This is a genomic window from Nonomuraea sp. NPDC004580 (assembly GCF_040609855.1).
In the GTDB taxonomy this organism is placed as follows: domain Bacteria; phylum Actinomycetota; class Actinomycetes; order Streptosporangiales; family Streptosporangiaceae; genus Nonomuraea; species Nonomuraea salmonea.
Window position 1 is genome coordinate 187,558 of the sequence record NZ_JBEXLH010000002.1, and the last position, 25,548, is coordinate 213,105.

20 protein-coding genes are annotated in these 25,548 nt (G+C 73.1%); 14 read left to right on the forward strand and 6 right to left on the reverse strand.

The genetic code is table 11. The features are described from left to right. Window positions 1-9 precede the first annotated feature (9 nt). Window positions 10-291, forward strand: coding sequence for a hypothetical protein (locus ABZW11_RS04050; protein WP_355412403.1), 282 nt, complete (start codon window positions 10-12; stop codon window positions 289-291). Here the strand turns inward: ABZW11_RS04050 and ABZW11_RS04055 are convergent. Beyond that, window positions 284-862, reverse strand: a complete 579-nt coding sequence (locus tag ABZW11_RS04055; RefSeq protein WP_355412405.1) for a TetR/AcrR family transcriptional regulator — start codon at window positions 860-862, stop codon at window positions 284-286. The two genes, ABZW11_RS04050 and ABZW11_RS04055, sit on opposite strands and share 8 nt — an antisense overlap. 151 nt (window positions 863-1,013) lie before the next feature. Here ABZW11_RS04055 and ABZW11_RS04060 point away from each other — a divergent pair, with 151 nt between their 5' ends. Both ABZW11_RS04060 and ABZW11_RS04065 read left to right on the forward strand, forming a co-directional pair. Then, on the forward strand, window positions 1,014-4,145 hold the full coding sequence (locus ABZW11_RS04060) for a BTAD domain-containing putative transcriptional regulator (protein ID WP_355412407.1): 3,132 nt from the start codon (window positions 1,014-1,016) through the stop codon (window positions 4,143-4,145). A gap of 66 nt (window positions 4,146-4,211) precedes the next feature. Further along, on the forward strand, window positions 4,212-5,369 hold the full coding sequence (locus tag ABZW11_RS04065) for an FAD-dependent monooxygenase (RefSeq protein WP_355412409.1): 1,158 nt from the start codon (window positions 4,212-4,214) through the stop codon (window positions 5,367-5,369). Here ABZW11_RS04065 and ABZW11_RS04070 read toward each other — a convergent pair. After that, window positions 5,359-6,177 carry an SAM-dependent methyltransferase gene (locus tag ABZW11_RS04070; protein ID WP_355412411.1) on the reverse strand — a complete coding sequence of 273 codons (819 nt, stop codon included), beginning with the start codon at window positions 6,175-6,177 and terminating at the stop codon, window positions 5,359-5,361. The two genes, ABZW11_RS04065 and ABZW11_RS04070, sit on opposite strands and share 11 nt — an antisense overlap. 217 nt (window positions 6,178-6,394) lie before the next feature. On the opposite strand from ABZW11_RS04070, the gene ABZW11_RS04075 reads away from it, so the two are divergent. Next, window positions 6,395-6,580, forward strand: a complete 186-nt coding sequence (locus tag ABZW11_RS04075) for a hypothetical protein (RefSeq protein ID WP_355412413.1) — start codon at window positions 6,395-6,397, stop codon at window positions 6,578-6,580. 4 nt (window positions 6,581-6,584) lie between these two features. On the opposite strand, the gene ABZW11_RS04080 is transcribed toward ABZW11_RS04075, so the two are convergent. Beyond that, window positions 6,585-7,391, reverse strand: coding sequence for an N-acetylmuramoyl-L-alanine amidase (locus ABZW11_RS04080; protein WP_355412415.1), 807 nt, complete (start codon window positions 7,389-7,391; stop codon window positions 6,585-6,587). 100 nt (window positions 7,392-7,491) lie between these two features. On the opposite strand from ABZW11_RS04080, the gene ABZW11_RS04085 reads away from it, so the two are divergent. Continuing rightward, a complete protein-coding gene (locus ABZW11_RS04085) occupies window positions 7,492-8,901 on the forward strand; it encodes a N,N-dimethylformamidase beta subunit family domain-containing protein (RefSeq protein ID WP_355412417.1) in 1,410 nt (469 codons plus the stop codon). Here the strand turns inward: ABZW11_RS04085 and ABZW11_RS04090 are convergent. Next, window positions 8,898-10,502, reverse strand: a complete 1,605-nt coding sequence (locus ABZW11_RS04090) for a carbamoyltransferase C-terminal domain-containing protein (protein ID WP_355412419.1) — start codon at window positions 10,500-10,502, stop codon at window positions 8,898-8,900. The genes ABZW11_RS04085 and ABZW11_RS04090 overlap by 4 nt on opposite strands. A gap of 343 nt (window positions 10,503-10,845) precedes the next feature. Between ABZW11_RS04090 and ABZW11_RS04095 the strand changes: the two genes are divergently transcribed. From ABZW11_RS04095 to ABZW11_RS04135, 9 genes are all read left to right on the forward strand, one after another. Continuing rightward, entirely contained in the window at window positions 10,846-11,481 is a 636-nt protein-coding gene (locus ABZW11_RS04095; protein WP_355412421.1) for a GNAT family N-acetyltransferase, read from the forward strand. 212 nt (window positions 11,482-11,693) lie between these two features. Beyond that, window positions 11,694-12,563 carry an SGNH/GDSL hydrolase family protein gene (locus ABZW11_RS04100; protein ID WP_355412423.1) on the forward strand — a complete coding sequence of 290 codons (870 nt, stop codon included), beginning with the start codon at window positions 11,694-11,696 and terminating at the stop codon, window positions 12,561-12,563. Between the two features lie 122 nt (window positions 12,564-12,685). Then, complete coding sequence (locus tag ABZW11_RS04105; protein WP_355412425.1) at window positions 12,686-15,997, forward strand: BTAD domain-containing putative transcriptional regulator; 3,312 nt, start codon at window positions 12,686-12,688, stop codon at window positions 15,995-15,997. A gap of 119 nt (window positions 15,998-16,116) precedes the next feature. Further along, window positions 16,117-18,642: a glycoside hydrolase family 9 protein gene (locus tag ABZW11_RS04110; protein ID WP_355412427.1), complete on the forward strand. Its 2,526-nt coding sequence runs from the start codon at window positions 16,117-16,119 to the stop codon at window positions 18,640-18,642. A gap of 186 nt (window positions 18,643-18,828) precedes the next feature. Beyond that, window positions 18,829-19,080: a hypothetical protein gene (locus tag ABZW11_RS04115; protein ID WP_355412430.1), complete on the forward strand. Its 252-nt coding sequence runs from the start codon at window positions 18,829-18,831 to the stop codon at window positions 19,078-19,080. Between the two features lie 24 nt (window positions 19,081-19,104). Further along, complete coding sequence (locus ABZW11_RS04120; RefSeq protein WP_355412432.1) at window positions 19,105-20,049, forward strand: ABC transporter substrate-binding protein; 945 nt, start codon at window positions 19,105-19,107, stop codon at window positions 20,047-20,049. 54 nt (window positions 20,050-20,103) lie between these two features. Beyond that, complete coding sequence (locus ABZW11_RS04125; RefSeq protein ID WP_355412434.1) at window positions 20,104-20,733, forward strand: TetR/AcrR family transcriptional regulator; 630 nt, start codon at window positions 20,104-20,106, stop codon at window positions 20,731-20,733. Next, window positions 20,730-21,005: an MFS transporter gene (locus ABZW11_RS04130; RefSeq protein WP_355412436.1), complete on the forward strand. Its 276-nt coding sequence runs from the start codon at window positions 20,730-20,732 to the stop codon at window positions 21,003-21,005. The genes ABZW11_RS04125 and ABZW11_RS04130 overlap by 4 nt, the downstream gene beginning before the upstream one ends. Further along, window positions 21,002-22,423 carry an aspartate aminotransferase family protein gene (locus ABZW11_RS04135; protein ID WP_355412438.1) on the forward strand — a complete coding sequence of 474 codons (1,422 nt, stop codon included), beginning with the start codon at window positions 21,002-21,004 and terminating at the stop codon, window positions 22,421-22,423. Before ABZW11_RS04130 ends, ABZW11_RS04135 begins: the two co-directional genes overlap by 4 nt. A gap of 41 nt (window positions 22,424-22,464) precedes the next feature. On the opposite strand, the gene ABZW11_RS04140 is transcribed toward ABZW11_RS04135, so the two are convergent. Together ABZW11_RS04140 and ABZW11_RS04145 are read right to left on the reverse strand one after the other, a co-directional pair. Then, window positions 22,465-23,550, reverse strand: a complete 1,086-nt coding sequence (locus tag ABZW11_RS04140) for a histidine kinase (RefSeq protein WP_355412440.1) — start codon at window positions 23,548-23,550, stop codon at window positions 22,465-22,467. Window positions 23,551-23,604: 54 nt separating this feature from the next. After that, window positions 23,605-25,539 (reverse strand): family 10 glycosylhydrolase, encoded by a 1,935-nt coding sequence (locus tag ABZW11_RS04145; protein ID WP_355412442.1) that lies wholly within the window; start codon window positions 25,537-25,539, stop codon window positions 23,605-23,607. Window positions 25,540-25,548 lie beyond the last annotated feature (9 nt).

Genomic DNA, 25,548 nt, shown 5'->3' on the forward strand with positions numbered 1-25,548 from the left:
AGTAAGCACGTGCGGCTGACACCCCCCACGCGGATCGTGACCGCGTTAGCCCTCATCGCCACCTGCCTCGGAGCACTGGCCGGCCCCGCCTCGGCGGCCCCGGCCGGCCAGGTGCTCTACTCGCCCGACCTGGCCACGTTCCCCCAGGGGGACGCGAGCTACCCGAGGGCGATCAGGCTCGACCACGACGGCTCGCCGAACGAGACCATGCTGGCCGAACGCTGTAGTTACCTGAACTCCGGCGCGCGGGTGCCCATCAGGCGGCCCGCGCGCCGGGCTCCGGTCAGCTGAACGGACGGGCCATCTGGTCGAGGGTCTCGCGGATGACCTCATGCAACGTGCGGGCCTCACCCTCCTCGGTCCACACATGGGACGCCAGCCGCAACCCCACCAGGAACGCCGCCGCCAGCACCCGCCCGGGCACGTCACCCGGCCGCCCCGAGACGGCCGCGGCGAGGTCGCTCTCCAGACCGGCGTGGTTGGCGAGCTGCCGGGCCAGCAGGGACGGATGCCGCCGGGCGAGGCGGGTACGCAACGCCCATTCGCGCTCCGGCTCCCCCAGCTCCTCCTGCAGCTCCTCGATCGAGACCCGCAGCGCCTGCCAGGCGGGCATGCCGGGCGGCTGGGCGCGTACCCGCTCGACGAGGGCGCCCATGCGCTGCTCCTCGCCGTAGAGCAGCGCGTCCTCCTTGCCGGCGAAGTAGTTGGAGAACGTCCGGCGTGAGATGTTGGCCGCGTCGGCGATGGACTCGACCGTGACCGCGTCGAGGCCGTGCTCGACCACCAGCCGCAACGCCGCCTCGTGGACGGCCTGGCGAGTCTCGGCCTTCTTGCGTTCGCGCAGCCCGGGCGTGGGGTCCATAGTGCGGTCAGCCTACCGGGAGGCGTGCGAGCCCCCGCTGCGGAGAGGGCTCGCACAAGATCATTCTGCCCCAAAAGGATCTTGACTCGCACATCGCCTCCCCCTTCCGGCGATGCGACCGGCGTCCGGCGCTTGGGGGACAATCGGCAGGGTGCAGTTCCGCGTACTGGGTCCCCTCGACGTACGGACCGCCGCCGGCGAGCCCGTCGCGGTCGGCGGCCCCCGCCCGCGCGCGCTGCTGGCCCTGCTGCTCCTCGACGCCGGCCGCCTGGTCACCCTCGAACGCCTCATCGACGGCCAGTACGGCGACCGCCCTCCGTCGGGCGCGGCCAACGCCGTCCAGGCCCAGGTCTCCCGGCTGCGCAGAAACCTCCCAGGGGGCCTGATCGAGTCCCACGGCTCCGGCTACCGGCTCGCCGTGGACCGCGACGACGTGGACGTCCACCGCTTCGACCGCCTGGCCAGGGACGGCCGCGCCCTGCTCTCGGCCGGCCGCCACGCCGCCGCGGCGACCGTCCTCCGCGAGGCCCTGGACCTGTGGCGCGGCCCCGCCTTCGCCGACGTCGCCGACGCCCCCTTCGCCGCGCCCCAGACGCAGAGACTCGACGACCTGCGCCTGTCGGCGGCAGAAGACCTCTATGAGGCCGAACTCTCCCTCCCCGGCACCGCCCCGCCCGTGACGGGCCTGAGCGACCTGCTCTCCGCCGACCCCCTCCGGGAGCGAACCCGCGCCCTCCTCATGCGCGCCCTTCACGCATCCGGCAGGCAGGCAGAGGCCCTGCAGGTCTTCGAAGAAGGCCGCCGCCTCCTGGCCGACGAGCTGGGCGCCGATCCCTCGCCGGAGCTGGCCGCCCTTCACCTGGAGATCCTTCGCGGCCACCAGAACCGCACGTCCCTGGTTCGCCCCCCGGCCCAACTGACCAGCTTCATCGGCCGCGACCCCGAGCTGGCCCACCTGGCGACCTTGAAGGCTCGCCTGATCACCGTCGTCGGCCCCGGCGGCACCGGCAAGACCCGCCTGGCCATCGAACACACCCGCCGCCTCAGCACCACCGCCTTCGCCGACCTCTCCCTGGTGAGCGTGGGCGGGGAGCCGGATCCGGGGTCGGCGGTGGCGCGGGTGGTGTGGCAGGCGCTCGGGTTGCGCGAACCGGCGCTGCGGCCGTCCAACGCCGGCCCCGATCCCGTGCAGCGGCTCGTCGCCGCGCTCGCCGGGCAGGAGCTGCTGCTCGTCCTCGACAACTGCGAGCACGTCATCGACGAGGCCGCCACGCTCGTACGCCGCCTGCTCGCCGGCTGCCCGGGCCTGCGCGTCCTCGCCACCAGCCGGGAGCCGCTCGGCCTGACCGGCGAGCACCTCGTCCCGCTCACCCCGCTGCCCGTCCCGCCACCCGGGGCGGAGCAGGACCCGCTCGCGTACCCGGCGGTCCGGCTGTTCACCGAACGGGCGGCAGCGGTGCGCCCCGGCGCCCTGGACCCGCGGACGCTGGACGTGGTGGCGCGGATCTGCGCCGAGTTGGACGGGTTGCCGCTGGCGATCGAGCTGGCGGCGGCGCGGGTGCGGACGTTCGGGGTGGCGGAGATCGCCGAGCGGCTGGCCGAGCACGGCCGGTTCCGGCTGCTGTCGCGCGGCGACCGTACGGCGGCGGCCCGCCACCGTACGCTCCACGCGGTCGTCGAGTGGAGCTGGAGCCTGCTGGACGCCGACGAACAGGCCCTGGCCAGCAGGATGTCGGTGTTCAGCGGCGGCGCGACCCTGGAGGCCGTCGAACGGGTCTGCTTCCCCGACGGGGCGGACGTGCTGGCCGGCCTGGTGGACAAGTCGCTGGTCGAGACCGACGGCGAGCGATACCAGATGCTCGACACCATCCGCCTGTTCTGCCTCGAACGCCTGGCGGCGGCCGGCGAGGAGGCGGCGGTACGGCGGGCGCACGCGGCCTGGTTCCTGGAGTTCGCCGGCCGCGCCGACGACCACCTCTACCGGGACGAGCAGCTCGACTGGCTGGCCCGGCTGTCGGCCGACGACGCCAACCTGCGGGCGGCGCTGCGGTGGAGCGCCGAGCACGACCCGGCGACCGGACTGCGGCTGACGGCGGCGCTGGCCATGTACTGGTGGCTGAGCGGGCGGCGGGGCCAGGCCGCCCCGCACGCCGTACGCCTGCTCGACCGCGTCGGCACGGAGCCGCCCGACGGGCTGGCGGAGGAGTACGTGATGACCGTGCTGCACGCCGTCCCCGACGCGGGGTCACCGCACTGGCGCCAGGCCAGGAAGATCGTCGAGTCGCTGGGACGGCCGATGCGGCACCGGTTCGGCGTGGCGCTGTGGGGCATGATCGCCGGGCCGCCCGGCGAAGACGAGGAGGAACGCGGCCGCCGCGAGAACCTCAGCCACGACCCGTGGAGCCGGGCGCTCGGCGACCTCGGCACCGCCCTCATGAAGGTGCTCAACGGCGCGCCCGCCGAGGCCGAACCCGAGCTGGAACAGGTGCTCGCCGCCTTCGGCCGGCTCGGCGAGCGATGGGGCAAGGCGCAGGCGCTCGACTGGCTGGCGGTGATCGCGGGCTGGCGCGGCGACTGGGCGCGGGCCCGGCGGCTGTGGCAGGAGGCGCTCGGGCTACTGGAGGAGCTGGGCGGGCTCGACGAGCTGGCCGACGTGCTGATCCGGCGGGCCGCCGCCCTGTGGCGGGCCGGTGACGTCGCCGCCGCCCGCGCCGACTACGAACGCGCCGGCGAGCTGGAACGGCGGCTCGGCCGCCCCGAGCTGACCGCCTGGGTGCAGCTCCAGCTCGGCGACATCGCCCGCCACGAGGGCGACCTGCCCGAGGCGGAACGGCTCCTGTCGGCGGCGCTGGCCGGCTCCGGGAGTGGCGCCTTCACCTCGGCCGGCACCCGCTCCCACGTCCTCACCGCCCTGGCCCGCCTCGCCGAGGCCCACGGTGACGTCGAACGCGCCACCACCCTGCACACCGACGCCCTGGCCGCCGCCCTCTCCTCCCCCATGACCTCCGACTGGGCCGACGCCACCGAAGCCCTGGCGGGCGGTCTCGCGGGCGGTCTCGCGGGCGGTCTCGTGAGCGAGGAGGAGGCGGAACGGGCGGCGTTGTTGCTGGGCGTCGCGGTGGCGTTGCGCGGCATGGCGGTGGCGGGCGACCGCGACGTGGCCCGTACCGCCGCGAAGGCCGGCGCGATCCTCGGCGCTGAGGCGTTCGCCGCCTCCTACGCCGAAGGCGCCGCCATGACCAGAGCCGACGCCCTGGCCACGCTCAAGGCGACGGGTCGCTGACACCCCGGAAGCGGGCTGTCAGCGAGTGATCGGCGGGTTGTCAGCAGGAATCGCGAACGTGGGGGCATGCGAAACACCAACGTCCTCATTTCGGGCGCCAGCATCGCCGGACCCGCACTGGCTCACTGGCTCATCCGGTACGGATTCGCCGTCACCGTCGTCGAGCGGGCGCCGTCGCTGCGGCTGGGCGGGCAGGCCGTCGACTTCAAGGGCGTCACTCACCGTACGGTGCTGAGCCGCATGGGCGTCCTGGACGACGTGCGCCGGCTCCGGACCGGCGGCAGCGACCAGGAGATCGTGGACGCGGCCGGGCGGAGGCTGGCGGTCATCCCCGGCGAGTTCACCGGCGGCGACGTCGAGATCACCCGGGGCGACCTGTCGCGCCTGCTGTACGAGCGCACCGCCCTCGCCTGCGAATACGTCTTCGGCGACTCCATCACCTCGCTCACCGAGACCAGGGACGGCGTGCACGTCACCTTCGAACGCGCGGCGCCGCGCACCTTCGACCTGGTGGTGGGCGCGGACGGGATCCATTCGAACGTGCGCAGGCTGGCGTTCGGGCGCGAGGAGGAGTTCGTGAGGTTCCTCGGCCATTACTACGCGCTGGTGGAGACCGGCCTGGACTTCGGGGAGCCGGCGAAGATGTACAACGAGCCTGGCCGGATGGTGGCGGTGGGCGGGACGAAGGCGCCGGCGTTCTTCGTGTTCGCCTCGGAACCGCTGGAGTACGACCGCTACGACGTCGAACAGCAGAAGAAGCTGCTCGACCGGGCCTACGCCGGCATGGGCTGGCGGGTCCCCGAGGTCATGGACGCGGTACGCGACGCGCGCGAGGTCTACTTCGACTCGCTCAGCCAGGTCAGGATCGACCGGTACAGCCAGGGCCGGGTGGTGTTGCTGGGCGACGCGGCGTACGGCAACACTCTGGGCGGTTTCGGCACCGGCCTGGCCGTGGTGGGCGCGTACGTGCTGGCGGGCGAGCTGGCGGCGGCGGGCGGCGACCACCGGGCGGCCTTCGCCGAGTACGAACGCCGGTTCCGCCCCTACGCCAAGATCGCCAAGAACGGCAACGCGGGCCCGTTCCTCGCCCCGGGAAGCCCGGCCAAGATGCGCCTGCGCAACTGGACCTTCAAGTACGGCTTCCTGCTCGGCCTGATGCTGAAGGTGACGGACAAGTTCGCCACCGACATCAAGCTCAAGTCGTACGAGCAGGTCATGCCGTGAGGCGGCCGGCGGCGCCCTCGATGCGGAGCTTGGGCGGAGCGTCCAGCAGGGGGATGCGGCCGTCGTCGGGGACGACGTGCCAGTCCTGGACCGGCACCAGCCCGGGCCCGATCAGCTCGAACCCGTCCAACAGCGCCAGCACCTCCTCCCGCGTGCGGAACGTGGGCTGCGCGGGCGAGCCGGCCGTCGCGGCCGTGAGCTGGGCGATGGCCTCGGGGTCGCTCTCGGCCATGGCGTGCGAGATCACCAGGTGGCTGCCCGGCGCCATGCGCTTCCTGAACGCGGCCACGATGCCGGCCGGGTCCTCCTCGTCCATGATGAAGTGCAGCACGCCGACCATCAGCACGCACACCGGCTCGCCGAAGTCGATCAGCTCGACGACGTCGGGGTGGCCCAGGATGTCGGCGGGCCTGCGCAGGTCGGCGTGCACGCCGGCGACGGTCGGCGAGTCGGTGAGCATCACCTGGGCGTGCATGTGGACGACGGGGTCGTTGTCGACGTAGATCGCCCGGACGTCCGGGCGCGCCTTGCGGGCGACCTCATGGACGTTCGGATAGGTCGGGATGCCGGTGCCGAGGTCGATGTACTGGCGGATGCCCTGCTCGCTCAGATGCCCGACCACCTCGATCTGGAACTGCCGGTTGGCGCGGGCGACCAGGCGGCTGTCGGGGGCGACGGCGAGGAGTCGTTCGGCCACCTCGCGGTCCACGCCCAGATTGTCCTTGCCGCCGAGCAGGTAGTCATAGACCCGCGCTGAGCTGGGGACATAGGGGTCGATGCCGGGTGGTACCCGTTCGAGCTCGGTCACAGGGCCGTCTCCTTCACCGGGGGCAGCTTGGCCGTTATATTACTCGCCGGTTGGCTTTCGCACCCGGCATGTGCGGACGCCGATGGGGAAGGTACTGTCCTCCGCGTACGTAATTACCGCCGCCTGACCGATGCGCTCGAGGCATAAGCCTGTGCATCCTGGTGGGGACGGGTCCGGCGCGAGGGCTCGTTCCGGACCCGAGAGGAGTCGCGAGGGCATGGACAACGCGGCAGGCCGCCCTACCGTGATCTTGGACAACGGTGTCGTCGGCAGGGTGGTGCTGGCTCATTCGTCCCAGCGCGACCTCGTGCTCGTGCTCGGCATGGACGGCACCCTGCTGAGCTGCCGGCTCGACGACATCGCCTGCGTGGTGGGCGGTGACCCGCTGTGCCGTGACGGCTGACCGGTCAGGTCAGGAAACGTCTGATGCCGGCGGCCAGCGAGGTCGCCATGCGCTCGCGGAAGGCGGGGTCGGTCATCTTGGCCGCGTCGCCCTCGTTGCGCATGTTGCCGCACTCGATGAACACCGCCGGCCGCTTCGACAGGTTGAGCCCGCCGAGGTCGGTGCGGGTCTCCAGGCCCCTGCGGGCCCTGTAGGTCGCGTACGGCATGCCGGTGCCCTCGCGGAAGGCGTCGCGCACGTCGATGCCGAGCCGGCGCGACGGTTTGACCACGGCGTCGTTGTGGCCCTTGAGCAGGCCCGGCATGATCACGTGGAAGCCGTGCCCGCTGGGCGCGGCGCCGTCGCCGTGAATGGACAGCACCGCGTCGGCCCTGGCCTCGTTGCCGATGGCGGCCCGCTCGGTGACGCAGGGGCCGACGCCCTTGTCGTTGGGCCGGGTGAGCACGACCTTGGCGCCCATGCGCTGCAGGATCGGCCTGAGCCTGGTGGCGACGTCCCAGGTGAAGGCGTGTTCGGGGAAGCCCGACGCGGTCTGGGTGCCGGTGGTGTTGCAGGGCTTGCGCCCGGTGATGACGTCGACCTGGCGGTTGATCTCCTTGGGATGGGAGGCGTTGCCGCCGTTGTGCCCCGGGTCGATCACCACGACTTTGCCCGCCAGCGGCCCCGAGGCGGTGGCGGTGGGCGAGGCGGCCGGCCCGGCCTCGCGTACGGCCGGCCCGGCCTCGCGTACGGCGGGCGCCGCGCCTTGGGCACATCCGGCGGCCAGGCCGGCAAGCGTCATCAGCAGGGCCGCAGTGAGGTGGGCGCGCATGGCAACGACCGTACCCGGCGCTGCCGGAGAAACCCACGACCCGCCCTGACCTGGCCTTTCGTGTCGTGACGTGGCCCATGAACGGTGGGAGACTGGCGAGATGATCAGGGGGTACGCGGAGCAGCCGAGCCCGTACGCGGGCGGCCACATGACGCTGCGGGTCTCGACGGACGCGCCCACGTTCCGGGTGGAGTTCCACCGATACGAGACCGGCATGACGCTGACCGACAAGACGCCGTGGCTGCCCGGCGAGCACGCGCCGCCGCACCTGCCCGCGCACGACTGGGGCCGGCCGGGCACGGGGCTGCGCGGCGAGCCGCTGCGGCCCTGGGCGGTCTATCCGGTGCGGGCGCCGGCCGAGCCAGGCGTCTACGTGGCGGTGCTGGTGGAGGGCGACGAGAGCGGCTCCGACCGTACCGACCCTGACCGGACGACCCCCGACGGGCGGGAGGCCAGGGCGTTGTTCGTGGTCAGGCCCGTGCGCCCGGCGGCGCGGATCCTCTACAAGCTGCCGCTGTTCACCTACCACGCCTACAACCTGATCGACGGGCGGCCGTACGATCCTGAGCGGCTGACCGGCCACTGGTGCCTCTACACCATGCCCGACCAGGTCCCCGAGCCCGGAGTGTCGCTGCACCGGCCGGGCGGCGGCACCGGGGGCACGCCGTGGGACGTCCACAACTTCGACCCTTACGACCCGACGCCGCGCCAGACGTTCGTGCACTGGGACGCCAGGTTCATCGCCTGGGCCGCGCGCCGGGGGTACGCGGTGGACTACTGCACCGATCTCGACCTGCATCAGGAGGGGGCGGCGCTGCTGGAGCCGTACCGGCTGACGGTGAGCGCGGGGCACGACGAGTACTGGAGCGACGCCATGCGCGCCGCCGTCGCCGAGCACGTCGCGGCCGGGCGGAACGCGGCCTTCTTCGGCGGCAACACCTGCTGGTGGCGGGTCGTCTTCCACGACCCGCTCACCTTCTCCCGCGTCGGTGTCTGGCACGAGGAGGGGCCGCCGGAGAACGAGCTGATCGGCGTCAGCTTCCGCAACGGCGGCGAGCGCGACCGCGACGATCATCCTGAGCCGGTCGGCTACCGGGTGCAGCACGCGGATCACTGGGTCTACGAAGGCACCGGGCTGCGCGACGGCGACACGTTCGGGCTGGCGGAGAACCTCGTGGGCTACGAGTGCGACGGCGCCGACTTCGACCGGGCGGCGGCGCCGCCGTACGCGCCCACCGGCGCCGACGGCACGCCTCCAGGGTTCACCATCCTCGCGGTGGGCGACGCCAGGGCGAGCGGGTGGGGCTTCGGCAACGGCGCCGCCACGATGGGCCTCTACGAGGCCGCCGCACCGGCCACGATGCCCCGCGCGTCCGGCGCCCCGGCCACACGGCCCCCCGCGTCCGGCGGCATCGTGTTCAACGCCGCCACCACCGACTGGCCGCGCGGCCTGGCCACCTGCGCGGCGGTCGAGCGCATCACGGCGAACGTGCTCGACCGCCTCTCCTAGGCGCCGGGCAGCCGCGGCTCCTCGTGCTTGCGGATGAGGTACGGCGGCAGCGCCAGGGCGTGCATGCCGGTCGTGCGCAGGGCCTCGATCGAGTGCTCCGGCGTCTCGGTCAGCGGCTCGCCCGGGCCGTTGAGCGAGGTGTTGATCAGCACAGGAACGCCGGTGAGCGCGTGCCACCTGGTCAGCAGGGCGTGCAGGAAGGGCGTGGTGGAGCGTTCCACGGTCTGCAGGCGGGCGGTGCCGTCCACGTGGGTGATGCCGGGCAGCCTGTCGCGGTAGGCGGGGCGGACGGCGGCGGCGTACTGCATGAACGGGGCAGGGCGGTCCACCTCGAAGACGCGTCCTGCGTGCTCGGCGAGCACCAGCGGCGCCAGCGGGCGGAACCACTCGCGGCCCTTGACCTCGAAGTTGATGTAGTCCTGCATGTCGGGGCTGCGCGGGTCGCCGAGGATGCTGCGGTTGCCGAGCGCCCTCGGGCCGGACTCGCCGCGGCCTTGGTGCAGGCCCACCACGCGGCCGCTCGCCAGCAGCCCGGCCAGCTCGCCTGCCAGGTCGTCGGGCCGCTCGGCGTACAGTCCCGCGGGCAGGCCGCGGACGGCCGCCTCGATAGCGCTCTCGTCCGGGTCGGGGCCGAGGAAGTCGTCCGTCCAGCGCCACCGGCTCTCGACGCCCAGGCAGGCGATCAGCCCGTAGAGCGCGCAGCCGATCGCCGTGCCGCCGTCGTGGGGGCTGGGCGGGATGAACAGCTCGCGGAACGGCGACTCGCGGATGAGCCGGCCGTTGGCCGAGCAGTTGAGCGCGGTGCCGCCGGCGAAGGCCAGCGCGTCGAGGCCGGTCCTGTCGTGCAGCCAGGCGACGACCCTGGTCAGCGCCCGCTCGAAGGCGCGCTGGCCGGCGGCGGCCAGGTTCGCGGCGCGGCGGAACTCCTCGCCGCCCGGCTCGTAGAGGTAGGCGTCGCGGTCGGCGAAGAGCTCCAGCCAGGCGGGCGGGATGTGCACCTCGTGGCCGCGTACGTCGAGGTCGGGCAGGCCGAGCGCATCGGGGTCGCCGAACGGGGCCAGCCCCATCACCTTGCCCTCGTTGCCCTCGCCCTCGGGCCACAGCATCTTGGTCAGCAGCGCGTAGAAGCAGCCGAGCCCGGCGGGCCGTGTCCAGTCACCGTCCCAGAGCTGCTTGGCCAGGCACTCGATGCGGCCGCCACGTGAGCACCGGTAGAAGGAGGCGACCTCCAGCAGGTCGCCGCCCGCGTCCCGCGGCAGCTCGACCTGCTCGGTGAAGTCCCTGACGTGGCTGCCCTGCGCGTCGATCACCAGCCCGGCCGCCTCGTCGAACGGCGAGGGGTAGAACGCGCTGTAGAGGTGGCTGAGGTGGTGGGACACCAGGACGATCTGTGCGTTCTCCTTGAGCCCGAGCGTCTCGCGCACCTCCTCCTGGTACGCGCCCGAGTGCTCGATCTCGGTGTCCGACGAGTACCCCTCGACCACGAGGTCGATCGGCTCCTTGAGGAGCGGCATGGCGGGCAGGTAGCGGTCGGGCAGGTCGCCGAGGCGGCCCCAGTGGTGCTTTCTTCGGCTGATCCGCTCCTTCTGCAGGCTGTACATGCCCGACTCGCCCACGGCGACGGCAATGGAACCATCCTGGGTGCGATTTATACCGACAACAATGGGAAAGTCCGCCATGTTGCTGCCTCCTGATCGTGATCACGGGCACCGATACCCCAGGCCAGAACAAGTGGATCTCCCAACCGCGTAAGGGACACGTCAGCTCTTAGCGGCCGAGCACGTCACCTGCCGGTCCGCGGGTTGTGAGCAGGCTTTCCTGTCTGATTTCGGAAGCACACCGGGCGGTCCGGTGTTTACGCTCCCATAGGGATGGGCGCCTTCGGCGACCACCTCTCAGGAGACCTCCAGGCACCGCACCACTGACGAGAGGAGACCTGGAGTTATGAGAGAGACCATCGAGACCTGGCCGGTCAGCGACAGAGGCGCCGGGCAGGAGATGTCCTTCCGGCCCGGCATCCGCACCGCCACACCCGCCGACGCCGCGCGGGCGGCCGAGCTGATCGCCACCGCGTTCGCCGGGCTGCGGTCCGTCGCCTACCTGGTGCCCGAGCGCAGGCGGCGGCACCAGGTGCTGGCCGACGGCTTCCTGATCGTCGTCGAGCACGCCATCGAGCACGGCGCGGTGCACCTCATCGACGACGAGGCGGCGGCCGTGTGGATCCCGTACGCCGAGGGCGCGTCCGAACCCGCCGACTACGACCGGCGGCTGGGCGAGGCCACCGGCGAGTTCGCCGACCGGTTCCGGCTGCGTGACGAGCTGTTCCGCCGGCACCACCCCACGGAGCCGCACCACTACCTGGCCTGTCTCGCCGTCCACCCCGACTGCCAGAACCAGGGGCTCGGCACGGCCCTGCTGCGTCACCAGCACGCGCGGCTCGGCGGGCTGCCCGTCTACCTGGAGGCCAGCGACCCGCGCAACCGCGACCTGTACGCCCGCCACGGCTACCAGGCCCGCGAGCCGTTCGCACTGCCCGACGGCGCCCTGTTCTGGCCCATGTGGCGCCCCGCCGCCCCCTGACGTGGGCGACCCCTGACCGCAACGGCTCGCAGCCGCTCTGAGCAGCGGTTCGGCGGGCGCTGATTCATACCGCATCAGCATCACTCCCTCCGCGCGGTTCACAGACCGGCGGACATGGCTCATCGTGTGGGTGATCGCCCCACGTCCCCGGCCAGCACCCCCGGCCGGTCGTGGCTGCCCGCACCCCGCACACCCTGCCGGAGGGAGTCCCCATGGTCCGACGGATGCTCGTCGTGCTCGCCGCGGCCTTACTCGTCCTGAGCCTCGCGCCGCCCGCGCAGGCCGCCCAGGGAGAGGTGTACGTCGCACTCGGCGACTCGGCCGCCTCAGGACCGCTCATCCCGAACCAGATCGGCCCCGACTACGGCTGCTGGCGCTCCGACCGCAACTACGCCCACCTGACCGCCCAGGCCATCGGCGCGAGCGTGCTGCGTGACCGTACCTGCTCAGGCGCGGAGACCGACGACCTCTACAACTCCCAGAGCACCGACCTCGGCGACGTGCCGCCCCAGCTCGACGCCGTCGGCCCCGACACGACCCTGGTCACCGTGCAGATCGGCGCCAACGACCTCGGCCTGACCGACTTCATCGAAGACTGCCTCAACCTGCTGCCCCCGCCCGTCGGCGACGCCTGCAACGACGACTACATCGTGGGCGGCCAGGACAAGTGGCGGGTCGAGACCGACGCGTTACGGCCCCGCCTGCTCACCCTGGTCTCCGACATCCGCGCCCGCGCTCCGCAGGCGCGGATCTTCATGGTGGGCTACGCCACGTACGCGCCGCCGAACGGCTGCTACCCGCGCGTCCCCATCATCCGCGCGGACGCCAACTACATCAGGGCCACGCTGATGTACTTCAACCAGATGCTCGCCGAGCAGGCGGCCGCGGCCGGGGTCGGCTTCATCGACCTCCAGACGCCGAGCGCCGGCCACTCCCCGTGCGCCTCGTCCGGCCGGCGGTGGATCGAGCCGTACGTGCCCACCTCCCCCGCCGTGCCCTTCCACCCCAACGCGCGCGGCATGCGCGGCTTCGCCACCGCCGTCACCGCCGCCGTCGCCGCCGCCGTCACCTCGGTCCTGTGACCGCGGGCCGGCCCCGCCACCGTCCGCGGCGGGGCCGGTCAGCGGGTGAGTGCCCTGAAGCACAGGCTGGATGTAACGTTTTGCACAGTCCGGACGGCCTCGGCGTGCTTACCCTCCGCGGTATGAGGGAGTCGCTGTCCGTGCTGCTGCTCGGCTCGCCGCGGCTCGCCGCCGGGGGCACCCCGCTGGGCGTGCGCTCCGCGAAGGCGCGGGCCCTGCTCTGCTACCTCGCCACCGCGCAGGCGCCCCGTTCGCGTGCCGAGCTGGCCACGCTGCTGTGGGGCGAACGGCCCGACGCCAACGCCCGCGGCAGCCTCCGCCTCGCCCTGTCCGAGCTGCGCAGAGAGGTGGGCGGCTGGCTGGACGTCACCCGCGAGCACGTCTGCTTCCCCGCCGCCGAGGGCTGCTTCGTCGACCGGCACCAGCTCGCCGGCGCTCCTCCGGTCGCCGAGGTGCTGCGGTTGTGGCGGGGCGACTTCATGGACGGGGTCTCCTTCTGCGACGCTCCCGTCTTCGGTGACTGGCTGGCCGCCGAGCGTTCCCGGGTCCGGCTGCTGCTGCGCGAGGTGCTGCTGCGTTCGGCGATCTCCTCGCCGTGCGCGCAGGTGGCGCGGCTGGCGTCCATCGTGACGGAGCTGGACCCGTACGACGAGGAGGCGTACCGGGTCCTCATGACCGCGCTCGCCCGCGCGGGCAACCGAGCCGCCGCCCTGGCCCGCTACGACGAGCTACGCCACCGCCTCACCACCGACCTCGGCGTGAACCCCGCCCCGGAAACCCAGGCCCTCAGAAGAGAGCTGACCGGTCCCGGCCTCGCCTCGGAGCTCCGGCGGGCGCGCGGACTACCGCCAGGAAAGCGCCGGCCGGGCGCCTTGCCCGTGCCCTCGACCGAACTGATCGGACGCGAGGCGGACGTCCGCCGATTAACTGCCCTGCTCGACCGCGAACGCCTGGTCGTTCTCCTGGGACCAGGCGGCATCGGCAAAACCCGCCTCGCCATCGCCGCCGCCCACTCTCGCGAGCCGGCGGAGGAGGGGCGGGCCGAGGCGGCGCGGGCGGAGGCGGTGTTCGTGGGGTTCGCCGGGGTGCGGGAGGAGGCGGCGGTCACGACGTTGGCGCGGCGGCTCGGGGTTGATCTCTCACCTTCCCGGCCGGCGCTCGATCTGCTGCTCGCCGCCCTGTCCGGACGGTCGCGTCCGCTCCTGCTGGTGCTCGACAATCTTGAGCAGCTGCCCGCCTTCGACGCGGTGATCGGCCGGATCCTGGAAGCCGCTCCGGCCGTGCGGCTGCTGGTCACCAGCAGGCGGCGGCCCGAGCTGCCGGGGCAGACGGCGATCACCGTACGGGAGCTGGCGGCGGAGGCGGCGGAGACCCTGTTCGCCGCCCGCGCGCGGGCCGCGCAGCCCGCGTTCGCCCCGGAGCGGGAGGCGGCGCCGGTGGCCGCGATCTGCGCCGCCACCGGCGGCCTGCCGCTGGCCATCGAGCTGGCGGCCGGCCTGCTGCGGGCCGTGCCCTGCGCGGAGCTGGCCCGGCTGCTGGGCGCCGACCTCGGCCTGCTCTCCGTGGCCGGTCCCGCCGCCCGTCCCAGGCACGCCTGCATGCGGACGGTGTTCGAGACGTCGTGGCGGCTGCTGGATCAGGAGGCGCAGGCGGCGCTCGCGGCGCTGTCGGTGTTCGGCGGCGGGTGCACGCTGGAGGCGGCCGTGGAGGTCGCCATGACCACTCCGGACGTGCTGGTACGCCTGGTCGACCACAGCATGCTCCAGCTCACCCCCTCGGGCAGGTACGCCGTCCACCCCCTGATCCGGCAGTACGCCGCCTCCCACCTGACCCCCGCCGAACGCCGGGCCGCCCGCCGCCGCCACGCCGCCTGCTTCGGCCGCCTTCTCGAAGACCGCGCCACCGCCCTCCAGGACGCCGCCGACACCGAGGTCATCCGCCTGCTGGCCCCCGAGCTCGACAACGTCAGAGCCGCCTGGACCACGTCGGGCCGCCCCCGCTTCCTGGAGCTGTACTGGACGTTGTGCCTGCGCCTGCACCTGTACGAGGAGTCGGCGGCCGTCGTGCGCCGGCACCTGGCGCGTACCGACGAGGAGCCCAGGCTGCGGGCCAGGCACCTGTGGATGGCCGGCACCAGCGAGCACCACCTGGCCCGCGAACGCGAGGCCACCTGCCTGGCGAGAACGGCCCTGACCACGCTGGGCGAGCCCCTGCCCGAGTCCAGAGCGGGCCTCCTCATCGCGACCGCGACCGCCGCCCTGCCCGCCGCCCTGCCCGCCGCCCTGCCCACCGCCCTGCCCGCCGCCGGCCGCAGGCTCCTCCCCGAGGGCGGGCGCGGATCGCCTGGGCATGGCGCGGAGGCGGCGCAGGCGCTGACGATGCTGGCCAGACTGGCCTACCACCAGCAGGACGTGCTCACGATGCTGGCCGCCTCCCTGCGCCAGCTCAAGGCCGCCGACCAGTCGGGCGACGCCGCGCTGCGGGCGGAGGCGTACGCGAACGCCGCCACCATCGCCCGCCTCGCCGGGCTCCGCCGCACGGCCGACCGCTACGGAACCATGGCCGACCACGCGCTGTCCGCCGTCACCCACCCCGCGGAGCCCGCCCACCGCGCCCACCTGGCCCGCGGCATCGACCACCTGCACGCGGGCGCCTTCGAAGCAGCCAGGCGTTCGTTCACGACCTGCCGGGCAGGGACCCTCGCGCCCCGCGTGGCCGAGAACTGCGCGGGCATGCTCGCGGAAACCGCACTCTGGCAGGGCCGCTTCGAGGAGGCCGCGGACCTGTTCGCCGCCACGGCGGAACAGGCGGCCAGGCGGGTGGGCGACGACATCGGCCGCCACTGGTGCTTGATGGGCCGGGCAGAGGCCCTGCTCAGATGGGACGGCCTCTCAGAAGCCCACATAAGCGACGTGCTGGCAGCGGCCCGCGCCTCCCACGACCGCCGCCGCGTCCATGCCAAGGAGCTGGGCCTGCACGACGGGCCCACCATGACCATCATCCAGGAGATGCGCCTCCTGACCGCCACCGCCCGCCTCACCGGCGAGGCGGAGCGCCGGGTGGTGGGTGAGGTGCTGGGGATGGCGGAGCGGCTGCCCTCGGCGCAGCGGGGGATGCTGGAGTGCTGGGCAGGGCTGGCCGAGCTGCTGTGGGCGATGGATCCGTGGCCGGAACCGGCCGTCGCGCGACGGCTGCACGGGCATCTCGCCCGGTTCGTCCGCCGCAACCCGGGTGCGGCGGCTCGGGTGGGGTGGGCGCGGGCGCTCGTCCTGGCGGTCGCCGGTAGGCGGGGTGCGGCTCGGCGGGCGGCGGAGGAGGCCGTGCGGGTGGCGACGCGACTGGACGTCCCGTATGACCGCGTACGGGCGGAGGCCGTCGCGGCCTGCCTCGCCCACCCCGGGTCGATGAAAGTTTCATCACTTTGGCAGGGGTGATCGTGAGGTGCCGCCGCCGGAGGAGGCCGGAGCAGGACGGGACCGTTGACGGGGAGGCGGTGGGCAACAGAGGATCGGGGCGTTCTGTTGGGAGCGCTCCCAAAACCTAAGGAACCTCCATGAAGAGATACCGGGCCGCCTTACTGGCCCTCATCACCACGCTCGCCTTATCCCCCGTCCCCGCCGCGGCGGCGGACGAAGGCCCCGAGCAGATCGTGAACGGTACCTTCGACACCGGCACCGCCCCCTGGTGGGGCACGGCGAACATCACGCCGGCGGTGGAAGACGGCCGTCTGTGCGCCGACATCCCCGGCGGCACCGCCAATCCCTGGGACGTCATCATCGGCCAGGACAACCTCCCCCTGGTGGCGGGCGAGACCTACGCCTACAGGTTCTACGCCTCAGGCACCCCGGCCAAGGTCGGCAAGGCGCTGATCCAGCTTCCGGTGGACCCCTGGACGCAGTACTTCGCCGCCAACCCCGAGCTGAGCGTCTCGGGCAACGACTACGCGTACACCTTCACCGCCCCCGTGTCGCTGACGAACGCGCAGGCCGTCTTCCAGCTGGGAGGCAGCGCCGAACCCTGGAGATTCTGCATGGACGACGTGTCGCTCAAGGGCGGGGCGGAGCCGGAGGTGTACGAGCCCGACACCGGCCCGAGGGTACGCGTCAACATGGTCGGCTACCTCCCGGCGGGCCCGAAGAAGGCGACGCTGGTGACGTCCGGGACGAGCGCCCTGGAGTGGGAGCTGAAGAACGCGGACGGCAATACGGTGGCGCGCGGCAGGACCGTCCCCAGGGGTGTGGACGACAGCTCCGGCCAGAACGTGCACACGATCGACTTCGGCGCCCACCGCGAGCCGGGCGCCGGCTACACGCTGACGGCGGACGGCGAGACGAGCCGCCCGTTCGACATCAAGGAAGACCTTTATGACGAGCTGCCGACGGACGCGCTGAAGTTCTACTACCCGCAGCGCAGCGGCATCGAGATCCTCGACAGCCTCAGGCCCGGCTACGGCCGCCCGGCCGGCCACGTCGGCGTCGCGCCGAACCAGGGTGACGTGGAGGTGCCCTGCCAGCCCGGCGTCTGCGACTACACGCTGAACGTCAAGGGCGGCTGGTACGACGCGGGCGACCACGGCAAGTACGTCGTCAACGGCGGCATCTCGGTCCACCAGCTCATGTCGGCGTACGAGCGGGACAAGGCCGCCTTCAGCGACGGCCAGTTGACCATCCCGGAGAGCGGCAACGGCCGCCCCGACATCCTGGACGAGGCCCGCTGGGAGCAGGAGTTCCTGCTGAGCATGCAGGTGCCGGACGGGAAGCCGCTCGCGGGCATGGCGCACCACAAGATCCACGACCAGGCGTGGACGGGCCTGCCGCTGCTGCCGCACCTGGACCCGCAGCCGCGCGAGCTGCACCCGCCGTCCACCGCGGCCACGCTGAACCTGGCCGCGACGGCGGCGCAGGCGGCCCGGCTGTTCGCGCCGTACGACGCGGCGTTCGCGGAGAAGAACCTGGCGGCGGCGCGCAAGGCGTGGGCGGCGGCCAAGGCGAACCCGGAGAAGTACGCCGACCCGAACGACGGCGTCGGCGGCGGCGCCTACAGCGACGGCGACGTCAGCGACGAGTTCTACTGGGCGGCGGCCGAGCTGTTCATCACGACGGGCGAGAAGGAGTTCAAGGACTTCGTGCTCGCCTCGCCGCACCACACGGGCGACATCTGGCGCGATCGCGGCTTCGACTGGGGCAACACCGCCCAGCTCGGCCGCCTGGAGCTGGCGACCGTGCCGAACGCGCTGCCGGACCGCGCCAGGGTGCGGCAGTCGGTGGTGCAGGGGGCCGAGAAGTACCTGGCGATCCAGCAGGCGCATCCGTACGGCATCCCGTACGACGTGCCCGACTACGACTGGGGCTCCAACAACCTGGTGCTCAACAACCTCGTCGTGCTGGCCACCGCCTACGACCTGACCGGCAAGGAGAAGTACCGGGCGGCGGTCAGGGAGGGCATGGACTACATCCTCGGCCGCAACGCGCTCAACCAGTCGTACGTGACCGGCTACGGCGAGGTGGCCTCGAAGAACCAGCACAGCCGCTGGTACGCCCGCCAGCTCAACCCGGAGCTGCCCAACCCGCCGCGCGGCACGCTGGCCGGCGGCCCGAACTCGGCCATCCAGGACCCGGTCGCGCAGCGCCTGCTGCAGGGCTGCGAGCCGCAGTTCTGCTACATCGACGACATCGAGTCGTGGGCGACGAACGAGCTGACCATCAACTGGAACTCGCCGCTGGCCTGGGTCTCGGCGTTCCTGGCCGACCGGGGCGAGCGCTCGGACTGCAAGGTGCGCTACTCGGCGCACGGCTCGTGGCCGGGCGGGTTCACCACGCAGGTCGTGATCGAGAACGTCGGCAAGAAGGCGGTGGACGGCTGGCGGCTGCGCTGGTCGTTCCTGGCCGGTCAGAAGGCCGGGCACTCCTGGGGGGCCGGGCTCTCGCAGGACGGCTCGGTGGTGACGGCCAAGGGCACCGGCTGGAACGACCGGATCAGGCCGGGCGGGACGGTGACGTTCGGCTTCAACGGCACCAATCCGTCGGGGCCGAACCCGGCGCCCGAGGTGTTCCATGTGAACGGCGCCCGCTGCGGGTGAACCTCCGAGCGGGTTCGCCCGGATTTAGGTAGTTACGTCCTCGGACGGCACGAAGACCACTACGCTGCCGGACGGAGCCGGAACCGGTCGCCCCTCGCGACCGGACCGGCTTCGCGGGGACGGGCCCTGGCGGCGCCGTAGCGTCTCGGCCCCGGTCACCGGGCCGGGTGTACGCACCCGACCGGCATGTCCGGGGACGGGCGCCGGCGCACGGCCATCGCCAGGGCCCTCATGTTCAAGGAGCGCCGCCGGCTGCGGACCCACCTCGGGAAGCTGCGGCTCGGCACGTCGGAGGCCAGGCCGCAGGGGGCCGGCTTCCTCAAGTACACACTGGTGTACGACCGGCACCGCGTCAGCCGCTACTCTTTGCCCGCGACCTGGAAGCCCGTGGTGGGCGACCTGGAGCGGGCGATGGAAAAGTACTGGGCGCCTGACTGAGCCGGTCGCGGGCAGGAGAACGGCGTGCTCAGCATCGGGGTCCCGCTCTCGCTGTCCGGCCGGTACGCCCGGTTCGGCGGCCAGGCCGCGCGCGGCCTCGACGCCTGGCGGTCGCTCACGGACGGCGTGGAGCTGGTGGTCGAGGACGACAAGAGCGACCCCGAGATGGTCGAGCGCGTGCTGCGCGACCTGGCGGGGCGCTGTGACCTGCTGCTGGGGCCGTACTCCGCGGGGCTCGCCCGCCGGGCCGGCCGGGTCGCCGTGGAGCAGGGGCTCCTGCTGTGGAACCACGGAGGCTCCGGCGGTCCCGCCTTCCCCGGTCACATGGTCCCCGTCCTCACCCCGGCGAGCCGGTACGCCGAGCCGTTCGTCCGGCACCTCGTACGCGGCGGCGACTCGCGCCCGCTCTGGATCGTCCAGGGCACCGGCCGCTTCGCCCGCGAGGTGGCACTGGGCGCGGAGCGGCGGGCGAGGATCGCGGGCCTGCCGGTGACCAGGCAGCGGCCGCGCGACCCGTCGTGGCACCTGTTCACCGCGGGCTCGTTCGACGAGGACGTCACCACGGTGACGCACACGGAGGTGCCAGGCGCGGTGTGCGCGGTGGCGGCGGGCGTGCGCGCGTTCGGCGAGTCCGTACCCGATCCGCGCGGCGTCTACGGCGTCGGCCAGTGGTTCCCCGGCAGCGGCGCCGAGGCGGCGATCGGCTGCTCCGAGGCCGACTTCATCGCCGCGTACGGCGGGCCGCCCGACTATCCCGCCGTCCAGGCCGCGGCGGCGGCGATCCTCGCCGTCCACTGCGCGGAGCTGGCGGGCGGCACCGCGCCCGAGGACCTGTGGCGGGCCGCCGCGGAGCTGCGGACCACCACCCTGTACGGCGCCTTCGCCCTCGACCCGGGCACCGGCGTGCAGACCGGCCACCGGACGGTGCTCACCCGCTGGGAGCCCGGCGGCCCGGTCAGCTACGAGTAAAGCTCTCCATCAAGTGATTGACCAAGAAGCCGGACCAGAACTACCGTCGGCCCCATGACCCCTGGGGAGAGCACGCAGGCCGCCCTGATCCTCAAGGTCGCGACCCACCTGTTCGCGGCGCTCGGCTACGACGGCACGTCCACCCGCCAGATCGCCGAGGCCGCCGGGCTGAACATCGCCACCGTCAACTACCACGTGGGCGGCAAGCGGGAGCTCTATCTCGCCGTCATGGAGGCCGCGCACCAGGCGGAGAAGGCCGCCCTGGAACGCGCGCTCGAACGCCTGCCCGGCGACGACCCCGTGGCCGCCCTGCACCGGCTCACCGACGACTACCTCGACTTCTGCGTCGACCACCCCGAGGTGCCCGCCCTGTGGATGCACCGCTGGCTCTCCGACGCCGGCGACATCACCCAGCTCGAACGCCAATACGTCAAACCCCTGATGGAGACGGTGACCGCGGCCCTGCGTCCGGCGGTCGAGTCGGGGCTGATCTCCCCCGACGCCGACGTCGAGTACACCGTCTGGACCGTCGTCTGGGCCGTGCACGGCTTCGCCAAGGGCGGCGTGCTCGACGCGGAGGGCCGCCGCAGGGCGGCCGGCGACCGTGCGGCGCTGCGCCGCTTCCGCGCCCACCTGCACCGCGTCGTGCACCGCACGCTCGGCCTGCCCGGCGACCCCCGGTGACCGGCCGCGGCGCCGCGCCGCTCGGGCGCGGCCGGCTGCTCGGCTACGACGCCGGCGAGACGGCGGGCCTCGCGCTCGGACCCGGCCTGTACGCGCTGGTGCTGGCCTTGTCCGGGTTCGTCGCCGCGGCGGCCCCCGTCGCGCAGTCCCCTGGCGCGCTGACCGGGCTGCTGCTCGGCTTCACCGCGCTGCCCGCCCTGCTCATGCTGATCAGCCTGCCGTTCGTCCTCCGCTACGGCAGGCTCACCCTCGCTGGAAAGGAGGCCGTGTGAACCTCCCCCCTGCCGGCCGGCCCGCCGATGACCTGCTGGCGGAGATCGCCCGGCTCAAGGAGCACGACCTGCCCGTACGCGGCGGCCAGGTGACCGCCTACGTCTACGACACCGGCCGGGCCGCCGTGCACGACGCCGCGACCCGGGCGTACCTGGAGATGCTGGAGGTCAACTGCCTCGACCCGACCGCGTTCCCCAGCGTGGTCGAGATGGAGCGGCAGGTCGTCGGCGCGGTGTCCGACCTGCTCGGCGGCGGCCACGGGATCTTCACCAGCGGCGGCACCGAGTCGATCATGCTGGCCGTGAAGGCCGCCCGCGACCGCGCCGCCCTCGACCGGCCGAACCTGGTGCTGCCCGTCACCGCGCACCCCGCCTTCCACAAGGCGGCCCACTACCTGGGCGTCGAGGTCAAGTCCGTCCCGGTGGACCTGGAGACGTACAAGGTGCGGCCCGCCGACGTGGCCGCCGCGATGGACGAGCGGACGGTGCTGGTCGTCGTGTCCGCGCCGTCGTACCCGCAGGGCGTGATCGACCCGGTCGAGGAGGTCGCGGCGCTGGCCGCGTCCGCCGGGGTGCCGTGCCACGTGGACGCGTGCGTGGGCGGGTGGCTGCTGCCCTGGTTACGGGAGGCGGGCGCGGCGGTGCCGGCGTTCGACCTGTCGGTGCCCGGTGTCACGTCGCTCTCCTGCGATCTGCACAAGTTCGGCTATGCCCCCAAGGGCGCTTCGGTGCTGCTGTTCGCCGATCCCGCGATGCGGCGCAAGGCGTACTTCGCCTCCGCCGGCTGGCCCGGGTACACGATCATCAACGCGACCGTGCAGAGCTCGCGTTCGGCCGGGCCGCTCGGCGGCGCCTGGGCGACGCTGCAGGCGCTGGGCCGCGAGGGGTACGTGGAGCTCGGCCGGGCCACGCTGGAGGCGACCCGCCGGCTGCGCGACGGCCTCGCCGCCATCCCCGGGCTGCGGGTGCTCGGCGCGCCCGAGTCGTCGCTGGTCGCCTTCACGGGCGCGGACGTGGACGTGTTCGTGCTGGCCGACGAGGCGCGGGCGCGCGGCTGGTTCCTGCAACCGCAGCTCTCGTACGCCGGGATACCCGCGAACCTGCACATCACGGTCACCGGCGTCACGCTGTCCGGGGTGGAGGCCATGCTGAAGGTCATCGCCGAGTCGGCCGACGCCGCCCGCGAGCGCGGGCCCGCCGTGCTGCCCGACGGCCTCGTGGAGCTGGTCGCCGGGATCGACCTGGAGACGATCGACGACGCCACGTTCGCCGAACTGAGCGCGTCGGTCGGCGTCGACCTGCGGCCCGGCTCGGGACAGCCGGAGATGGCCGTGGTGAACGCCGTGCTGGACGCCCTGCCGCCCGCGTCCAGGGAGGCGGTGCTGGTGCGCTTCCTGTCGGTCATCTACGGCGGCTGACCCCCGGCGCCGGGTTCGGCCGTCCACGGCCGGTCCCGGCGTCAGGTCGGGAACGTGGCCTCGATGCGGTGGCCGCCCTCCGGCAGGGGGGCGCATTCCAGCGTGCCGCCCGCCAGCTCCACCTGGCGGCGCAGGTCGAGCAGGCCGATGCCGGACGTGGCGGTGAAGTGGGGCACGCCGGCGTCGGGGCGCCCGCCGGTGTGCCGCACGGTCACGCGTACCGCGCCCGGCAGCCACCGCACCAGCACGCGCGCGCCCGCCCCAGGCGCGTGCTTGCGGGCGTGCGCCAGCGCCGCCTCCACCACCACGTACGCCGTCCGCCCCACCAGCCCGGGCACCGGCACCGGCGTGCCGTCCACCGTCAGCTCGACCGGCAGCCCTTCCCTGGCCGAGTCGATCACCAGGGGCCGCAGGTCGGGCAGCGGCAGCCCGAGGTCGAACCCCTCGCCGGTGCCGCGCCGTAACAGCGCGACCATGTGGCGCAGCTCGTCCAGCGCCTCCGACCCCGCCGCCCTGATCTCCTCGGCCGCCGCCCTGGCCCGCTCGTCGCCGGAGTTCATCGCCATGATGCCGGCCTGGAGCATCATGCGGCTGACGCGGTGGGTGACGACGTCGTGCAGCTCGCCGGCGAGGCGTTCGCGTTCGACGCGCTGGTCGCGCTCGGCCAGCTCGGCGCGGAGGCGCTCCCTGACGCGGACGTAGCGGCCGTACATGACGGACAGGGCGATGACGGCCTCGGTGCGTCCGGCCAGCGGGAGCCGGTCGGAGAGCGCGAGCACGCCGAGCGCCAGCACGATCACCGGCAGCCAGCGCGCCAGCGACCGCTCCCCGGAGGCGAACGCCATCGCGGCGTACGCGGCGAACGGTCCGGCGGGCGGCCAGATCGGGGCACCGGGCGCGGGCGGCGGCACCACCGAGGGGAAGAGCACCGCGAGGACGGGCAGCGCGACCGCCGTGGCCGCGCCGACCCAGGCCACCGCGAGCGGAGCGCGGCGCAGCCACAACACCGGGACCGCCGCCGCCAGCAGGATCACCAGGACCGCGCCCGTATGGCCGGTCGCGAGCGTCAAGCCGGCCGCGACCAGGACCGCGATGGCGTCGATCGGTCGCGGGCGGGCACCGTCCACCGCCTCATCGTACGATCACCCGCCGTGCCTGCCCACCCCCGATCCGGTAGCCGGTCAGACCCGCGTGATGCGGACGGCGTCGGCGATGACGTACCCGGTGGTGGAGGTCCAGCGGCTCACCCCGACCACGTTGTACGTCCCCGCGTTGAGGGAGAAGGTGCCTATCGACCGCCAGGCTCCGCCGTTGCTCCGCTGGTCCACGGTGACGGTCTGGTTCCCGCCCGAGGCCGTCACCACGTACGGCGTCGCGCTGTTGTAACCCGCGTTGGCCGGATACCACACCTCGACCCGATAGCTGCCCGCGCTCGGGATCGCGGCGCGGAACCACGCGGGATCGCTGGCCGCGACCGGATCGGCGAAGCGGTAGTCGGTGCCGTGCAGTTGCCCCGAGTACGTCGAGGTGCCCCACGCGGAACCGGCCGTGAACGCGGCGTCGGCGTTGTCCACCACCACGCTGAACCCGCCGCCGCCACCGCCCGGCGCGCGGCCCTGGCTGGGCGCGCTCTCCTGGTGGGTGCGGTTGAGCGCGGTCACGTAGTAGGTGGGCGACGCGGTCGGCGCGGGGTCGGTGAACGTCTTCTGCCTGGTCGTCCCGATCAGGTTCGTCGCACCGGCGAACGAGCACTCGCCGGCCGTCCCGTCCACCCGGTAGACCGCGTACGCGGTGCCCGAGCCGGTCCAGGCGAGCTGCACGCTCCCGCCCGAGCGGGTGGCCGACGTGATCGACGGCACAGCGGGCGCGGCGGCGGAACCGCGCGCGGGCACCAGCGCCGGCCTCGTGTAGTGGTCGCGGACGACCCTGGTGAACGCGCCGATCCTGTCGGCCTTGACGTCCTTGGCGCTGAAGAAGACGTCCCCGACGACCTCGGGATGCCGGCGGTTGTCGAGGAGGTGGTCGCTCAGCTCGGCCGGGTCCTGCCAGGCGGCGTCCTGCCCCGACGCGCCCGCCCGGTAGGCGGCCTGGCCGACGACGAGCTGCACGCCGGTGCCCCTGGCCACATCGGACCACCAGGCGGTGAGCACCTCGTACGCGGCCGTCGAGAAGCCGATGTGCCAGTAGATCTGCGGCGCCAGGTAGTCGACCCAGCCCTGCTTGACCCAGGTGCGGGTGTCGGCGTAGATCGCGTCGTACGACTGCAGGCCCGTCGTGCGCGAGCCGAGCGGGTCGGTGCCCGCGTTGCGCCAGATGCCGAACGGGCTGATGCCGAACGCCACGTGCGGCTTGGCGGCGTGGATGCGCTGGTCGAGCTCGCGTACGAGGCGGTTGACGTTGTCGCGGCGCCAGTCGCCGACGTTGCCGAACGAGCCGCCGTGGCGGGCGTAGGCGTCGGCGTCGGGGATGTTCTGGCCGCTGACCGGATACGGGTAGAAGTAGTCGTCGAGGTGCACGCCGTCCACGTCGTACCTGCTGACGGCGTCCATGATCGCGTCCTCGATGAAGGCGCGGACCTCGGGGATGCCCGGGTTGTAGTAGAGCTTGCCGCCGTAGGCGAAGCGCCAGCCGGGGTGCTGCCGCGCGGGGTGCGTGGAGACCAGCCTGGACGGGTCGTCGTGGTTGGCGATCCGGTAAGGGTTGAACCAGGCGTGGAACTCCAGGTTCCTGGCGTGGGCCTCGGCGACCATGAAGGCCAGCGGGTCGTAGCCGGGGTCGCGGCCCTGGGTGCCGGTCAGCCACTGGGACCACGGCTCGTACGGCGACGGCCAGAACGCGTCGGCCGTCGGCCTGACCTGCACGATCACGGCGTTCATGCGCTTGGAGACGGCCAGGTCGAGCCAGGCGCGATACTCGGCCTGCTGCGCGGAGACGCTGAGGCCGGTGCGGCTGGGCCAGTCGATGTTGGCGACCGAGGAGATCCACATGGCCCGGAGCTGGCGCTTCGGGGTGGCGGGGTCGGGGGTGCAGGCCGCGGCCGCGGCGGAGAGGGGGTTCACGAGGCTGAGGAGTGCGGCGGTGAGCGCCGCCAGGACGATACGCGGAAGCGCGGTCACGAAGGAAAG

Bases quoted from the DNA above. Each gene is read 5' to 3' on its own strand.
- ABZW11_RS04110 (WP_355412427.1), top strand. From the start codon at position 16,117: ATGAAGAGATACCGGGCCGCCTTACTGGCCCTCATCACCACGCTCGCC.
- ABZW11_RS04090 (WP_355412419.1), bottom strand. From the start codon at position 10,502: ATGTACAGCCTGCAGAAGGAGCGGATCAGCCGAAGAAAGCACCACTGG.
- ABZW11_RS04075 (WP_355412413.1), top strand. From the start codon at position 6,395: ATGGACAACGCGGCAGGCCGCCCTACCGTGATCTTGGACAACGGTGTC.
- ABZW11_RS04115 (WP_355412430.1), top strand. From the start codon at position 18,829: ATGTCCGGGGACGGGCGCCGGCGCACGGCCATCGCCAGGGCCCTCATG.
- ABZW11_RS04125 (WP_355412434.1), top strand. From the start codon at position 20,104: ATGACCCCTGGGGAGAGCACGCAGGCCGCCCTGATCCTCAAGGTCGCG.
- ABZW11_RS04080 (WP_355412415.1), bottom strand. From the start codon at position 7,391: ATGCGCGCCCACCTCACTGCGGCCCTGCTGATGACGCTTGCCGGCCTG.
- ABZW11_RS04085 (WP_355412417.1), top strand. From the start codon at position 7,492: ATGATCAGGGGGTACGCGGAGCAGCCGAGCCCGTACGCGGGCGGCCAC.
- ABZW11_RS04105 (WP_355412425.1), top strand. From the start codon at position 12,686: ATGAGGGAGTCGCTGTCCGTGCTGCTGCTCGGCTCGCCGCGGCTCGCC.
- ABZW11_RS04100 (WP_355412423.1), top strand. From the start codon at position 11,694: ATGGTCCGACGGATGCTCGTCGTGCTCGCCGCGGCCTTACTCGTCCTG.
- ABZW11_RS04095 (WP_355412421.1), top strand. From the start codon at position 10,846: ATGAGAGAGACCATCGAGACCTGGCCGGTCAGCGACAGAGGCGCCGGG.
- ABZW11_RS04065 (WP_355412409.1), top strand. From the start codon at position 4,212: ATGCGAAACACCAACGTCCTCATTTCGGGCGCCAGCATCGCCGGACCC.
- ABZW11_RS04055 (WP_355412405.1), bottom strand. From the start codon at position 862: ATGGACCCCACGCCCGGGCTGCGCGAACGCAAGAAGGCCGAGACTCGC.